At 58.6% G+C, this 14,032-nt stretch carries 13 protein-coding genes; 10 read left to right on the top strand and 3 right to left on the bottom strand.

Annotated elements, in window-relative coordinates; translation table 11 throughout:
- Window positions 1-2: 2 nt before the first annotated feature.
- Window positions 3-770 carry a cyclase family protein gene (locus G6N80_RS01550; RefSeq protein WP_062556841.1) on the top strand — a complete coding sequence of 256 codons (768 nt, stop codon included), beginning with the start codon at window positions 3-5 and terminating at the stop codon, window positions 768-770.
- Window positions 771-979: 209 nt separating this feature from the next.
- On the opposite strand, the gene G6N80_RS01545 is transcribed toward G6N80_RS01550, so the two are convergent.
- Window positions 980-3,199: a methyl-accepting chemotaxis protein gene (locus G6N80_RS01545; RefSeq protein ID WP_246251381.1), complete on the bottom strand. Its 2,220-nt coding sequence runs from the start codon at window positions 3,197-3,199 to the stop codon at window positions 980-982.
- Between the two features lie 286 nt (window positions 3,200-3,485).
- Window positions 3,486-4,412 (bottom strand): LysR family transcriptional regulator, encoded by a 927-nt coding sequence (locus G6N80_RS01540; RefSeq protein WP_165130790.1) that lies wholly within the window; start codon window positions 4,410-4,412, stop codon window positions 3,486-3,488.
- 131 nt (window positions 4,413-4,543) lie between these two features.
- On the opposite strand from G6N80_RS01540, the gene G6N80_RS01535 reads away from it, so the two are divergent.
- From G6N80_RS01535 to G6N80_RS01505, 7 genes are all read left to right on the top strand, one after another.
- Window positions 4,544-5,470, top strand: a complete 927-nt coding sequence (locus G6N80_RS01535) for an ABC transporter substrate-binding protein (RefSeq protein ID WP_165130788.1) — start codon at window positions 4,544-4,546, stop codon at window positions 5,468-5,470.
- A gap of 58 nt (window positions 5,471-5,528) precedes the next feature.
- Entirely contained in the window at window positions 5,529-7,274 is a 1,746-nt protein-coding gene (locus G6N80_RS01530; protein WP_165130786.1) for a thiamine pyrophosphate-binding protein, read from the top strand.
- A 58-nt stretch (window positions 7,275-7,332) separates the two neighbouring features.
- Complete coding sequence (locus tag G6N80_RS01525) at window positions 7,333-8,103, top strand: ABC transporter ATP-binding protein (protein WP_082547358.1); 771 nt, start codon at window positions 7,333-7,335, stop codon at window positions 8,101-8,103.
- A complete protein-coding gene (locus G6N80_RS01520; RefSeq protein WP_165130784.1) occupies window positions 8,100-8,870 on the top strand; it encodes an ABC transporter permease in 771 nt (256 codons plus the stop codon). Before G6N80_RS01525 ends, G6N80_RS01520 begins: the two co-directional genes overlap by 4 nt.
- Window positions 8,867-9,634 carry an ABC transporter permease gene (locus G6N80_RS01515; RefSeq protein WP_062556847.1) on the top strand — a complete coding sequence of 256 codons (768 nt, stop codon included), beginning with the start codon at window positions 8,867-8,869 and terminating at the stop codon, window positions 9,632-9,634. The genes G6N80_RS01520 and G6N80_RS01515 overlap by 4 nt, the downstream gene beginning before the upstream one ends.
- A gap of 27 nt (window positions 9,635-9,661) precedes the next feature.
- Window positions 9,662-10,099 (top strand): GlcG/HbpS family heme-binding protein, encoded by a 438-nt coding sequence (locus G6N80_RS01510; protein WP_165130782.1) that lies wholly within the window; start codon window positions 9,662-9,664, stop codon window positions 10,097-10,099.
- Window positions 10,100-10,166: 67 nt separating this feature from the next.
- The gene (locus G6N80_RS01505) at window positions 10,167-11,111 is read left to right on the top strand and encodes an alpha/beta hydrolase (protein WP_165130780.1); all 945 of its coding nucleotides are present in this window, start codon (window positions 10,167-10,169) and stop codon (window positions 11,109-11,111) included.
- A 13-nt stretch (window positions 11,112-11,124) separates the two neighbouring features.
- Here the strand turns inward: G6N80_RS01505 and G6N80_RS01500 are convergent, their stop codons facing one another.
- Entirely contained in the window at window positions 11,125-11,850 is a 726-nt protein-coding gene (locus G6N80_RS01500) for a GntR family transcriptional regulator (protein WP_062556850.1), read from the bottom strand.
- A 121-nt stretch (window positions 11,851-11,971) separates the two neighbouring features.
- Here G6N80_RS01500 and G6N80_RS01495 point away from each other — a divergent pair, with 121 nt between their 5' ends.
- Both G6N80_RS01495 and G6N80_RS01490 read left to right on the top strand, forming a co-directional pair.
- Window positions 11,972-13,021 carry an amidohydrolase family protein gene (locus tag G6N80_RS01495; RefSeq protein ID WP_165130778.1) on the top strand — a complete coding sequence of 350 codons (1,050 nt, stop codon included), beginning with the start codon at window positions 11,972-11,974 and terminating at the stop codon, window positions 13,019-13,021.
- Window positions 13,022-13,023: 2 nt separating this feature from the next.
- Window positions 13,024-13,917, top strand: a complete 894-nt coding sequence (locus G6N80_RS01490; protein WP_165130776.1) for a VOC family protein — start codon at window positions 13,024-13,026, stop codon at window positions 13,915-13,917.
- The last annotated feature ends 115 nt before the right edge of the window (window positions 13,918-14,032 follow it).

Raw genomic sequence — 14,032 nt, 5'->3', positions numbered from 1 at the left:
CAATGAAGATACTTGACCTGTCTGTAGCCATTGAAAATGATGTTCCGGCGGATCCGCCGGGCCTCGGCCCCCGGATCGACTATACCGGTCACGCACAAGGCAGCGCCGAAGTTCTTCGCTTCTTTCCAGGCCTCAATATTGCCGATGTACCCGGTGGCGAGGGTTGGGCGGTCGAGCAACTCAATCTGACCGCTCATGCAGGGACGCATCTCGACGCACCCTGGCATTTCGCATCGACCATGAACAACGGCGAGAAAGCCTGGACCATCGATGAAGTACCACTCGACTGGTGTATTCGCCCCGGCGTCAAGCTTGATCTGCGTGATCTGCCCGATGGCTATGTGGCGACCGCACAGGATATCGAGGCTGCCGTCAAGGCAAGCGGCCATGACCTGCAGCCCTTCGATATCGTTCTGATCAACACAGCGGCGGGCGCAGCCTATGGACGTCCGGATTTTCTGGGTCGTGGATGCGGCATCGGACGGGCTGCGACGCACTGGCTGATGGACAAGGGCATTCACATTGCGGGAACGGATGCATGGTCGTGGGATGCGCCCTTCCCCGTAACCGCGAAGCGCTTCGCTGAAACCGGGGATGCCGGACTGATATGGGAAGGCCACAAAGCGGCGCGGGAAGGCATTTTCATGCACATGGAAAAGCTGACACGGCTGGAGGAATTGCCGCCATCCGGCTTTACGGTCTCCTGTCTCCCCGTCAAGATCAAGGGCGGATCTGCTGGTTGGTGCCGTGCTGTCGCAATCCTGTCGTAGACCGCGATCGAAAGCGCAAACAGGTTTCCATTTTTCGAGTTTCAACACATCGAGTGAAGGGAGCTTTGAAAGTTTCCATCGACTACTGAAGTGCTTTCGAGTTTCATCTGGCAGGACATGATCCGGGGCCGCATTGGACGAAATCTATGCCGGAGACCACAAGTGGCTCCGGCATAAAACGATGCAAGAACTTCATATCTCAGAGGGTCTTAGCGACCGGTTCCGGTCCGATAGCGAGTTCCACCCGCCCCTTCGGATCCGTACCGCAGCTGCCCGGCAACCTGTTGCAACTGCTGGACGGAATGGCCAAGCTGGAAGCGAGAGAGAAGATCACTGAGTTTGAAGCTTTCCTGAGCGAGGCCTGCGCCGGCCGCATTCATCTCCTCCACCATCGCGGCATTCTGCTGGGTGGCCTGATCCATGTGATTGACCGCTGTATTGACTTCCGCCAGACCGGAAGACTGCTCTTGCGCGGCGGTTGCGATCGCTTCCATATGACTGTTGATCACCTGAACCAGCTGTTCGATGGCGCCAAGGCCCTCCCCGGTATCGGAGACAAGCTTGACGCCTTCCGATACGGCGGCGGTCGAATTGCTGATCAGGGTCTTGATCTCCTTCGCCGCATTGGCCGAACGCTGCGCCAGTTCCCGAACTTCCTGCGCGACAACGGCAAACCCCTTGCCCGCTTCGCCAGCACGTGCGGCCTCTACCCCGGCGTTCAGCGCAAGGAGATTGGTCTGGAAGGCGATCTCGTCGATGACCGAGATGATCTGGTTGATCTGATGCGAGGCCTGCTCGATCCGCTCCATTGCAGATACGGCATTGCGCACAACTGTACCGGACTGATCGGCTTGCGCACGCGCATCCCGGACGACATTGCGGGCTTCGGCAGCGCGCTTGGATGTAGAGATGACGTTGGCCGTGATCTCCTCGAGGGCTGCTGCGGTTTCCTCCAGTGATGCTGCCTGCTGCTCTGTACGCTTGGCGAGATTGTCGGAAGCGTCCGAGATTTCTCGCGATCCGTTCGTGACCATGGACGCGGAACCGTTGACACTCAGGAGTGCCGTCCGCAACTGCTCAACCGAGAGATTGAAATCGCTGCGCAAGGTTTCGAATTGCGGCGACAATGGTGACTGGATTTCGCAGAGCATATCACCGGACGCCAGACGGCGGATTGCCTCGGCAAAGGCAGCGGTAGCCTCGTTGAGATGGGCCTCCGCTTCGGCTTCGGCGCGCGCCTGCATTTCGGCCCGTTCAGCTTCAGCGCGCTGGCGGTTGACCACTGCATCCGCTTCGAGTTGCAGATTCCGGATGGCTGCCTGCCGGAAGATGTCAACCGAACGCGCCATTTCGCCGATCTCATCCTTGCGGTGCGTATACGGGATAGAACTGGTCGTGTCCCCCTCCGCCAAGCCGGTGGTCGAACGCGTGATCCGCCGAATGCTCGTCGACAGGGCGCGCGAGATGCCCGTACTCAAGGCAATGACCAGCAGGACGAACACAGAAAGACCGACCATGATCGCAATCATCGACGTGCGCGCTGTATCCAACCGGTCCTTGGCTCCACTCAAGAGAATCTGACCGTTTTCACGCAGCAGATCGGCGACATAATCCCGTCGGACAGCCATGGCCTTGACGAAGGCAGCCAGATCTTCGGGCTTTCCGGCGAAGTCCTGCAAGCTCTCCATCGCCTTGATCATGTCGACGATGGCTTTCCCTTCCGGCGTACTGAAAAAGGCATCATAACGGCTCACCAGGGCCGGAGAGACCAGTTCGCGGAAGGGCTGCTCATTCAGTCGAACCTGCGCAATGGCGGCATCGAAGCGAGCTTGCTCAGGTTTTCCGAGACTACCTTTCTGGCCAAAGACCTGGCCCATGCGGTTGAGCACCAGATAGCCTTCGTTCACCTTCATCCAGGCCTGATAGCCGCGAATATCACGGGCAAGCGCCACATCATCCGTCAGCGCGCTGGCGCGAGAAGACAAGTCAAGCGCAGCAGTCGCGATGGGCTGCACGTATCGCAGCGGCATCAGCGGATCCGTATTGCCAGCGTCCACCTGTTGGCGAAATTCGCCGATCTTCGCGTACGTTGCTTCGAACTTAGACCGAAGGGACTGGGTCAGAGGATCGTCATAGCCGAGCGTCTTCAACGTATCGAGTTGCCCAGTGATCTCCTTGTACAAACCGTCAGCCTTGGCCCGGATCTTTGGACGATCCGCTGGCGGCACTGCGCCTTCCATCGGCATCGTCATCATCATTTCGCCGCCCGCATGCGCAAGCTTCGCCATGAATTCCGCGCGGCTCAGACTATCGTACTGTTGATAGGTGTTGAAACAGACGACCGCGCCCAGGCCGACAACCGCCGCCAGTGGCACCAGGACCAGGGTTGAGATCGATTTTCGAAACGATAGGTTTTCAAGCGAAAGCAAATATACTTCCTCCCCAAAAGAATAAGCCCCCAGTCGAACGACTTTAGGATCCAACGTGAAGTTGATCCCGATTTATTGAGGAATCGTTTAATCTCTTTCATAGTAAAAAATAATAATCTTTATATATGATATATGGTCGCAAACAGGTCCTCGGCTACCGCGACGACGTGTTTTGAGCACCGACTGGCGCATCGCCTCAGGCGCCCCTTGGACTGAGTGAGAAAATTTCTCTGGAATAACAGATGCTTGGAAAATCAGCTGACGAGATCGAAGCGCTCGCCGGGTTTCAAGCGGGTTGATGACCCAGATAGTCACCCTTCCAACGCCCGGACTGTAGATTGGCAAATGTCAAGGTTTTGATCATGTCCACAAGACAGCGCGCCGCAAGCGTCCTCTCGGATGCGCCCAGCAAAGCGATGACCCATGTCACCTTGAGACCATCAATCGGCGCCCATTCAAACTGTGTCAGCGGAGAATCGACCATGCCGCAGAAGGGCATGATCGCATAACCCACGTTGCGTCGGATGAGATCATCCATGGGGGCATATTCGGTCTCAACCGCAACCTTGACCCTGCGGCCGATACGGGCGAACTCCGCCTCGATCAAGGTGCGCAGTCCATCCGGACGCGGTGTCAGGATAAGCTTGCGATCGGCGACGCCATCAAGGCTGATCGGCCGATCTGAACGCAAGCCACAGCCGACGGGTCCAACGAGGTAAAGTTGCTCTTCCAGCAGCGGTTCGATGAGGAGATCGGGTTCAGTCAAAGGAGCGGCAAGGATGCCGACATCGATATCTCGAAAGAAGATGGCTTCACGCAGTTGAAGCGAATGCGCGCCGCGTACCCGAAGACGCACATGGGGATAGTTCTCAAGAAAATCCGCCACCAGCTTGCCAGTCAGCATGCGGCCCATGAAGGGAGGCGCGCCAAAAGCCAGCCGCCCGGATGGCGTGTTGGCCGCATGCACAACCTCTTCAGGAACCCGAGCAATCTCTTCCAGGATCCCCTCGGCGCGGCTGCGAAAGACTTCACCCGCCGGAGTAAGCGTCAAACCACGGCCAGTTCGGTGAAACAGGGAGGCGCCCACTTCCTGCTCAAGTGCCGCAATCTGTCGGCTGAGTGCTGGCTGTGAGATATCCAGCTTCTCTGCGACGCGGGAAAGATTTCCCAGTTCTGCAGCCTTCAGGAAATACTCCCATTTGCGAAGGTTCATCCATATCCCTTGATGTCGCCTGATATGCATTTCAAGTTATATCTGAACTGCCGTTCTGTCTATTGATGAAAGTCAATGCGGCTGGAATAGTTGCGACAAGGGTTGAGGAGCCCGCACAGGAGGAGAAAAAAATGTTCAAGCGCGCATTCATGATCGCGGGTGCACTGGCCGTCGCAGCGGTTCCGGCTTTTGCCCAGACGAAGATTGCAATTGGCACACCGCCGATTGCCGAAGTCGAGGCCGCCTTCGTGGCCAAGGATGAAGGTCTCTTCGAGAAGAACGGCCTTCAAGTCGAGTTCCTGCCGACGGGATCAAACCAGACGCTCGTCGCTGCACTCGTAGCGGGCTCGCATCAGATCGTTGCCGTCTCGCCGACTGTGATGCTGCAGGCGGTAGAAAGCGGAATTGACCTTGTGGTCGTCGCCAATTGCGGCGTGACCTCGCCTCGCACGGCCAAGAACGTCGGCCTCGCCGTTCGCGAAGGTGTTGCCATCGACAAACCGGAAGATCTGCTTGGCAAGAAGATCGGCACTCCAAGCATCGGTGGAACGCTCGATATTCTGTTTCGCCAGTGGCTGAAGCAGAAGAAGGTTTCGGACAAAGGCATTACCTTCATAGAAGTCCCTATTCCGAATACTGCTGACGTCCTGAAGGGTGGAACCATCGACGCCATCATTGCGGGACAACCTTCCCTCGGACGCGCCGTCGCCCAGTCAAATGGCAAGATTGCCTTCCACTTCATGTCGGATCTTCCGGCAGATATTCCCTACACGACCTTCGTAACGACCCGGGAGTGGGCAAAGGCAAACGCGGCCACAATCGCTGCCTTCCGCACATCCTTCGGACAGGCTGCTGACTTCATTGGCAAGAATCAGGACAAGACGCGGGAGATCGTCTCCAAGTATACCCGCCTGCCGCTCGAAGTTCTAAGCAAGATCGAACTTCCGGAATGCAAGCCGGTGCCGACCGTCGCAGCCATCGACTACCTCGACAAGGCAATGCGCGAAGGCGGCATGCTGAAGAGCAAGATCGACACTGCCGGTTTGATTGCCCCATGAGGCTTGGCGCGGGCGCTGATCCAAGCGCCCGCTTTTCTACCCATTCACAGGTGACATCATGACCCAGATGACCGGCGCGGAAGCGCTGACCCGTTTGCTTGTTCCGGAATCCGTTCCGTTCGTCTTCGGTATTGCGGGAGGAAAGCTGAACCCCCTGCTGCATGCCATCTCGCGCGAGCCATCCATCCGATATCTCGGCGTGCGTCACGAAGCCTCGGGGCCTCTGATGGGGGCGGCCATTGCGGCGGCCAGCGGGAGAATCTGTGTCGCACTTGGCGAGATGGGACCGGGTTCGGCCAATCTGGTCGGCGGGCTTGGCACGGCATTCAACAATAATCTTCCCCTTCTACTGATCACGTCCAACAATCATCTGGCCGCGTCCTATCCGAACCGTGGCATGTTCATGGATCTGGATACGCACGCGCTTTTGAAGCCGCTGACCAAATGGAGCGCGGTGGTGCATGATGGGCGCCGGCTGCCGGATCTGGTGCGAGACGCGTTTCGCCATGCGTTGACAGGTCGAAGGGGACCCGTTCACCTGGATATACCGCAGGAAATTCTCAGCGGCCGTTTCGATTTTGACGAAGATGCGCTCGCAGTCCCACCACAGCAGTACCGAGCTATTGAGGGACCTCGCCCATCGGCGACCCAGATCAGTCAGGCAGCGGAGCTTCTGGCAAATGCAAGGCGACCACTGCTCGTGGCTGGCGGCGGTGTCGTATCGGCAGGGGCGGGCGAGCGCTTCCGGAATCTTATGGAACTGATGAAGGCCCCTGCTCTTGCAACGCAGATGGGGATCGGCACCGTTCCATCGACCTCGCCCTACTTCATCGGCCATGGCGGAATCATCGGCGGCGATGCTATTCCCGCCGCATTCCGGGAGGCGGATGTTGTTCTTGCTGTCGGGTGCCGTTTCTCATCCTGGCTTTGGAACGAAGGGGGCGCCCTGACCAAGGGCGACGCGCATCTCATCAACATTAACATCGACCCGATGAGCCTCGGCGCAAATACGCCACACGCAGTCGGCATTTGGGCCGATGCCGCAAGCGCACTCGATGACCTAACGGCGGCCTTGCGCGCGCGCAACCTCGCAGATTGTTCGGACTGGCTTCACCGGATGCGCTCCGTCTATGGCGGCTACAGGCAGAAGCTTGAACATTTGAAGACGGATGATGGCGCGGTTATGCATCCAGCGCGGCTTGGTTTCGCCCTTGGCAGCCTGCTGCCAGATGATGCGCTGATCGTCTATGATGGTGGACATACATCCTTCTGGAGCAATGATCTGACGCCAGCGCTTGCTGAAAGAACGCGGTTCCACGAACCGGGCATGTGCCAGCTGGGATTTGGGACGCCTTATGCGGTTGCGCTCAAATTGCTGCATCCCGATCGACCCGTCTTCAACATCTGCGGCGACGGTGCCTTCGGTTTCACGCTCTCGGAGCTCGATACCGCCCGTCGTGCCGGCTTGCCGATCATCAACATCATCCATAACAATGCGTCCTGGGGTGTCATCAAGATGGGTCAGCGAAGGAGCTTCGACTTTTCCTTCGGGACCGACCTGGATGGAACGGATTATGCCGAGATCGCTCGTGGTTTTGGCTGCCATGGCGAGGTTGTCAGCTCGGTGGAAGAAATAGAACCGGCGCTGCAGCGTGCGATCGCCTGCGGTCTTCCAGCGGTTCTGGATTGCCGTGTCCGCTTCGAAGCCCATCCCAGCATGCCGTATTTTGCAAAGATGAATGCCTATGGCTTTCAGAAAGGCACAGCCGCCGGACCCCATGCTGCGCTGGTGAAAGGAGCCTGACATGATTGCGATGCAAAGCCAGTCCACTGCTTCCAAGAAGACCGTGCCCGATTCCGAGATGAGCACGCTTGAGCCACGCATCAGGATTAGCGATGTGACGCTCTCCTATGGTGCCTTGCAGATCATCGGCGGGATCAGCGTGGACATCGCTCCGGGCGAAACGATTTCCGTCATTGGCCCGTCAGGGTGCGGCAAAACCACACTTCTTCGCATGCTGGCGGGCCTTGCTCGCCCGACATCCGGCAGTGTGGAGCTCGATGGGGCGGTCCTCGGCGGACCGGATCGCTCCATCGCCATCGTTTTTCAGGATTACGGCAAAGCGCTTCTGCCTTGGCGGACGGCAGCGGGCAACGTATCCCTTGCGCTCGAAGCGCGAGGCTGCCCTGCCAAGGAGCGGCCGGCCATCATTCAGGATCTTCTACAGAAGATAGGTCTTGGACGGCACGCCGACAAATATCCCTCTGAAATGTCCGGTGGCATGCAGCAGCGCCTGCAGATCGCCCGATGCCTTGCGCAGGAACCGAAGGTTCTTCTCATGGACGAGCCATTCGGTGCGCTGGATGCCATGACGCGACAAGCGTTGCAGGACGAGGTTCTGGGGCTTGTCGCAACCACCGGCGCAACGATGGTTTTCGTCACGCATGATCTGGAGGAAGCCATCTATCTCGGTGACCGGATCGTATGCCTCCAGCCAAACCCAGGGCGTATAGGGCGCATTGTCGATGTGCGCCTTGCCCGCCCGCGCGATCAGTTGCTGACCCGCGAGGATCCGGAATTCCTGCGTTTGCGGCGTGAACTCTACGACCTGATCAAGGACGACCACCAATGACTGCCGCTTTCGGGAAAAGTTGGCGGGCAGCCCTTCTGCCACTGGGCGTGATCGCCGTCGCGCAAATCACTGCGACGGCAACAAGACTGGAAAGCGATAGTCTCGCCAGTCCGGCCGCGATCGTGCTCGCCCTGTTCAGCGTAATTGCGGATGGTTCCCTCTTGCGCGCAACCTTCGATACTCTGACAGCCGCTTTCTTCGGCTGTATCATCGGGGTCGGGTTGGGATCGCTGATCGGCATCGTGCTGGGCCTTTTTCGTCTCGCAGACGATCTGCTCGACCTGACCATCGAATTGCTGCGTCCGGTCCCGGTCGTTGCGCTCATTCCTGTCGTGATGATGCTTCTGGGCTTTGGCGCCAGCATGGAAGTCGTCATCATCTCGCTCGGACTTCTCTGGCCTTCCGTCGTCCTTGCGCGTGCTGCCGTTAAAGAAGTTGAGCCGAGACTGATGGAGGTGTCGGCTGTACTCCAGCTCGGCTTTTCGGCAAGGCTGCGCAAGGTCGTGCTTCCCGCGATCCTGCCGCAGCTCTTCATGTCGTTGAAACTCGCGGCGGGCTACGCGCTCGTCGTGGCGGTCACGGTAGAGATCACCGCCAATCCGTTCGGCCTCGGCTATGGAATCATGATGGCACAGCAGGCCCTTCGTCCGGCGGAGATGTTTGCCTACCTCGTCTGGATCGGCACGATTGGATGGGTGATCAGCATGGGTCTCAATGCAGTACAACGCATCTTCTTTCCAGCCTATGCGAAGGGAGAACGCCAATGACGGGATTCTCATTCAGAAAATTCGGACTTGGTTTGTCGGGCCTCGCAGCATTCCTCCTGATCTGGAAACTTGTCACCGACGCGAAGATCGTTTCGCCGATCTTTCTGCCCGGACCGGAGCGCACATTCACCGCGCTCATGAATGGGCTGGCTGGCGGCCCTCTTCTGGGACAGACGGTTGAGACAGTAGAGCGCATGCTACTGGGCTGGCTGCTCGCTTCTCTTGTCGGCATTCTGCTAGGCGCGCTCATCGGCGTATCGCGACGCGCTCGAACATATATCGCACCGACCCTCGAATTGCTGCGCCCGTTGCCAGCCTCGGCCATGATCCCGATTGCCATCGCGTTTCTTGGCTTCTCGGACCAGATGGTTCTCGTGGTGATCGCCTTTGGCGCTCTATGGCCGATGCTTCTCGCAACGATCCATGGCTTTGCCGCTATGGAGCCTCGTCTTTATGAGGTAAGCGCAGTCCTCGGGCTCAACCGCCTTCAGGTCATCTGGAAGCTCGCTCTGCCCAGCGCCATGCCCATGGTTCTCGCCAGCCTTCGGCTCGGGCTCACCATCTCCCTTATTCTCGCCGTCGTCGGAGAGATGCTGGCGAGCCGGGAAGGATTGGGCCAAAGTATTCTGCTCGCCAGTCGAAGCTTCCGCTCGGCCGATCTTTTCGCCGGTATCGTCATTCTGGGCGCCATCGGCCTGATAGGCAGCCGCCTTCTATCGATGGCCGAACGCCGGTTGCTGCGCTGGCAGGCCTCTTCCCGCTAATCCAACCTAACTTATTGAAAGTGTCCCATGTTCAAACTCGCTGACGCAACGACTATCATCGATGCAGCTCTGACCGAAGCACGCGCCCGCTCTCTTGCGCCGCTCGCCGTCGCAGTCCTCGACGCAGGCGGGCATCTCATTGCCTACAAACGCGAAGACGGTGCCGGTATCGTCCGTTTCGACATCGCCTTTGGCAAGGCCTGGGGCTCTCTGGGCATGGGGTTCGGAACCCGAGAGTTGACCGAACGCGCCGCCAAGAACCCCACCTTCATCACCATCCTCGCCTCGGTGAGCGGTGGGCGCATGGTGCCCTCTCCGGGCGGTGTCCTGGTTGTCGATCAGGCGGGTGAAGTGATCGGAGCCGTCGGCATATCAGGCGATATCGGCGACAATGATGAGGTTTGCGCGATTGTCGGCATAGAGCGCGCCGGTTTCCGCGCCGCGCCAAAGGGCTTGACGGACTAAACCCGTCAACACCGCGGAGGATGGCCGGGATAAAAACCCGGTCGAAAGAGGAGAGAGGGAGGAAGTCATGCAGTCGATCCGTTTTCTGGCTGCGCTTGCGGCATGTCTGGTGCAAGCCTTGCCCGCGCAGGCGCAAATGTCTGCCAATCCGCCGGAGATCGGCGAAGGTGTGCGTGCCTTCGGCGACAAACTCGGGCCAGACGTCGTGAAGGGCGTCACAACACTATATCGACCCCTGCACGAGGCAGCGTCGAAGGAAGGAGTGAAGGTCGAGAAGGATCTCGCCTATGGTAACGGTGAGCGCCAGAAGCTCGACCTCTACATCCCGTCCACCCTTCCTGAAGGAGCAAAGCCGCCTGTCCTTGTCTTCGCCCATGGCGGCGGCTTTGTGCGTGGCGATAAAAAGGACGTGTCGCACTTCGGCTATTACTTTGCCCAGCACGGGATTGTGACAGCACTGATCAACTACGGCTTCGCGCCCCAGGCGCGTTTTCCGGCAGGTGGGGAAGATGTCGGCAAGGCCGTTGCCTGGCTGCGAACCAATTCGTCAGCCCATCCGGGCGATACCAGGTCGATTTTCGTTTCCGGGAATTCGGCGGGTGCAACCCATGCCGCGACGTTCGGCTTCGTCACCTCCGCCTCAAGCCAGGACGACGGTGTGCGAGGCCTCATCCTGATCTCGATTCCGACCGCCGATGCAGAGGATCTCGCGGCACAGGACAAGGTCTATTACGGTGAGGACGCAAGCCAGTATCCGCAAATGTCGATCATACGGCGTATTGCTGATCGCAAGCTGCCCGTGTTCCTCGCAGTTGCCGAGAACGACATGCCGTCCATCCAGCGCCAGAACAAGAAACTGGTGGATGCGCTGTTCAATCGCGACAGCCGTCTGCCCGTCTACAAGACAGCACTTGGCCACAATCATATCTCGATCATCGAACACTTCGGAACTGCGGACGAAAGCCTCGGCCCGGACATCCTAGAATTCATCCGTCAGAACCGGACGAAATAGATCGAAATCCTCATCAAGGCGAAGCTGGTGGCATCATGCTGCCAGCTTCGCCCGTTTCGAGATCTGCGCGAATAATGTCTGCCGTCTGCTCATAGTGCCGCTGCAGAAGCCGCACGGCCTCATCGCTGTTCTTGTCCAGCACGACCTGCAGGATCTCGCTGTGCTCCTGACTGACCTTGCGCACCCGATACGCCTTTCGAATGGACAATGCACGGTAGCGGTTCAACCGATCCGCAAGCTGCTCGCAGAAACCGATCAGCGGGCGTGAACCGCAGCCGTCGATCAATCGGTCGTGGAAGGCCCTGTGAAGCCGCTCCCATTCAGGGTTGCTCTCGAAACGTTCTGAATTGAGCGAACGCGGCGCGCGCTCCAGCCGGTGATGAGCGACCAAAAGTGCCTCTTCCCAGGCCGCAGTCGCGTTCGCAATGGATTCGCGCAAAGCAAGGCCCTCGACCCAGCAGCGTGTTTTTGTGAGTTCTCCAAGCTCTTCAAGGCTGATGGGCTTTACGAAGAAGCCTCGCTGCTCTTTGCCTATGACCAGATCCTCTGTCGTCAAACGGTTGAGCGCCTCCCGCAGGGGCGTCTGGCCCGCATCATAGGTTTCCATGAGAAACCGCAACTGAAGCTTGCGGCCGGGCTCCAGCGTTGCGGATAGGATATCAGCCTTCAAGCGCTCGTAGATGCTGCTGGTCAGCGTTGCGGGGCTCTCGCCCGCTTTCGACTGCATTTCGATATTCATGCCACCCCACCGCAATTTGTGTGATTTTATATACAATCGAGCGATCAAAGTAAAATATATAAATTTTTGCTTTACGGACTAAATTTTGTATATTACCACACTGGCAGCGGAGGAGCAGGGAATGAGCCAGATACAAGCAAGTCGCTTCAGAAGCGGGTGCACCTGCCGCGGCATTGACGTTCACTGCCATGTCGTACCGTCCAGCTTTCCGGGAGCGCCTGGAGACGAAACGCTTCCCGGCTGGCCGTCCATGACACCCGTTGAGAACTGCCACGCGACAGTCGTCATTAATGACAAGCCCTATCGAACCGTGAGTGATGCCTGCTGGCTTGCAGAGCGTCGGATCGAAGAAATGGATCGCGCAGGCATCGCGGTACAGGCGCTCTCTCCCATGCCGGAACTGTTCGGCTACTGGATTGACGCGGCAGCGGCAGCGATCCTCATCCGGCATGTCAATGATGTGATTGCAGGTATGGTCAGTGAGGGGGCGGGCCGGTTCGTCGGGTTGGGCGGACTACCGCTGCAGGATATCGATCTTGCCATTGCTGAACTGCATCGCGTGGTTTCCGAGCTCGGCTTCCGTGGCGTCGAAATTGGCAGCAACATAAATGGCGTACCGATCGGAGATCCCCGCTTTCATCCGTTCTTTGCGGAGGCAGAGCGTCTTGGAGCCGCGGTATTCGTACACGCCGTAAGGCCCGCCGGGATGGATCGTCTGGTTGGCCCCGCTCCCCTGCAGCAGGTTCTCGCTTACCCGACGGATGTGGGACTTGCTGCGGCTTCCGTCATCACCGGAGGTTTGCTGCAGAAGTTTCCGAGCCTGCGCATCGCCTTCAGCCATGGCGGCGGGACACTTGCATCCCTGCTTCCCCGTTTGCAGCAGGGGTACCAGACATTTCCGGCACTGAAAGACAGCCTGTCGGAACCGCCCGTCGAGCAGGCGCGCAAGCTCTATGTCGATTCCCTTGTATTCGACGCGGATATGCTCTCGCACATCGTATCCGTCTTTGGCGAAGACCGGGTGATGATCGGCACCGATTACCCATTCAATTTCCGCGAGAAAGAACCAGTCAGGCGCATCGAGCAGATTTCTGCCGATCCGACCCTGAGCGAACGCCTGACGTTCCGCAATGCGCTCGCCTTTCTCGGGATGGACGAGGAGACTTTATGACGATGAACAATTTCCCTGTGATCGGGCTTCGAAGCGTCGAGCTCGGGACGCCCGATCTTGCCACCTCCGTCGATTTCTACACGCGGGTCTGGGGGCTGCAGACTGTGGCCGAAGTGGGCGACAAGGTGTTTCTTGCTGCCACAGGTGACGATTTCCACGTCCTCGAGCTCAAACAGAGCAAGCAATCGGAACTGCGCAAGATCACCTTCCGCGTCCGCTCCGCCGAAGATCTTGCGGACCTTTTTGCGAAGGCAGTGGCGTTTGGCTGCACAGTCCTGCGCGAACCCGGAACGGCCGATGCACCGTCTGGTGGGCAGCGTTTCGTCATCCGGGAACCGCAAGGTTCAGTGCTCGAATTCGTTCACGACGATCATCGCAAGCCCGCGAATACGGTGGCGAACCGCGTGGAGCGGCTGGCGCATGTGAACATCAATACATCGGACATCGAAGCCCTGTCTGCGTTCTACCGCGATGTTCTCGGCTTTCGGCTGACCGACCGATCCAAGATGATGGCCTTCCTGTGCTGCAACAGCGACCACCACGCGGTGGTGCTGGCAGAAGCCCCCGTGAACGGTCTCAACCACATCGCCTTCCTGATGCCCGATCTGGAATCGGTTATGCGTGGCTCCGGCCTCGTCGTCGACAAGGGTGTGCCGATCGGCTGGGGCGTGGGGCGGCATGGCCCCGGCGACAATGTCTTTGCCTATTTCGTCGATCCCCTTGGCGTCGTCATCGAATACACGGCAGAGGTCCTGCAGGTCGACGAAACCTATCGGGTGAAAGGGCCTGACGAGTGGGTCTGGCCTCCTGGCCGCACAGACCATTGGGGCATTGCGCCACCCAAAAGCGATGCCTGCAAGAAGGCCCAGGTTTCCATCGGTTTTTCCGGCGCATAACGCCGCCCGTCTTCAGCTTATCAGAGGCTCATCCGTGACGAACGAGATTTCATTTTCAGATCATTACGACGTCCTGATTGTCGGATTTGGTCCCGCAGGTGCCGTCGCTGCCGGC

Source organism: Rhizobium rhizoryzae (assembly GCF_011046895.1).
Classification (GTDB): Bacteria; Pseudomonadota; Alphaproteobacteria; order Rhizobiales; family Rhizobiaceae; genus Neorhizobium; species Neorhizobium rhizoryzae.
This window is presented reverse-complemented; position numbering and strand designations above follow the sequence as displayed.

Excerpts from the sequence above, each read along its gene's own strand:
- G6N80_RS01535 (WP_165130788.1), top strand. The coding sequence starts at position 4,544 with ATGTTCAAGCGCGCATTCATGATCGCGGGTGCACTGGCCGTCGCAGCG.
- G6N80_RS01530 (WP_165130786.1), top strand. The coding sequence starts at position 5,529 with ATGACCCAGATGACCGGCGCGGAAGCGCTGACCCGTTTGCTTGTTCCG.
- G6N80_RS01515 (WP_062556847.1), top strand. The coding sequence starts at position 8,867 with ATGACGGGATTCTCATTCAGAAAATTCGGACTTGGTTTGTCGGGCCTC.
- G6N80_RS01525 (WP_082547358.1), top strand. The coding sequence starts at position 7,333 with ATGAGCACGCTTGAGCCACGCATCAGGATTAGCGATGTGACGCTCTCC.
- G6N80_RS01520 (WP_165130784.1), top strand. The coding sequence starts at position 8,100 with ATGACTGCCGCTTTCGGGAAAAGTTGGCGGGCAGCCCTTCTGCCACTG.
- G6N80_RS01490 (WP_165130776.1), top strand. The coding sequence starts at position 13,024 with ATGAACAATTTCCCTGTGATCGGGCTTCGAAGCGTCGAGCTCGGGACG.
- G6N80_RS01500 (WP_062556850.1), bottom strand. The coding sequence starts at position 11,850 with ATGAATATCGAAATGCAGTCGAAAGCGGGCGAGAGCCCCGCAACGCTG.
- G6N80_RS01510 (WP_165130782.1), top strand. The coding sequence starts at position 9,662 with ATGTTCAAACTCGCTGACGCAACGACTATCATCGATGCAGCTCTGACC.
- G6N80_RS01495 (WP_165130778.1), top strand. The coding sequence starts at position 11,972 with ATGAGCCAGATACAAGCAAGTCGCTTCAGAAGCGGGTGCACCTGCCGC.
- G6N80_RS01540 (WP_165130790.1), bottom strand. The coding sequence starts at position 4,412 with ATGAACCTTCGCAAATGGGAGTATTTCCTGAAGGCTGCAGAACTGGGA.
- G6N80_RS01550 (WP_062556841.1), top strand. The coding sequence starts at position 3 with ATGAAGATACTTGACCTGTCTGTAGCCATTGAAAATGATGTTCCGGCG.
- G6N80_RS01505 (WP_165130780.1), top strand. The coding sequence starts at position 10,167 with ATGCAGTCGATCCGTTTTCTGGCTGCGCTTGCGGCATGTCTGGTGCAA.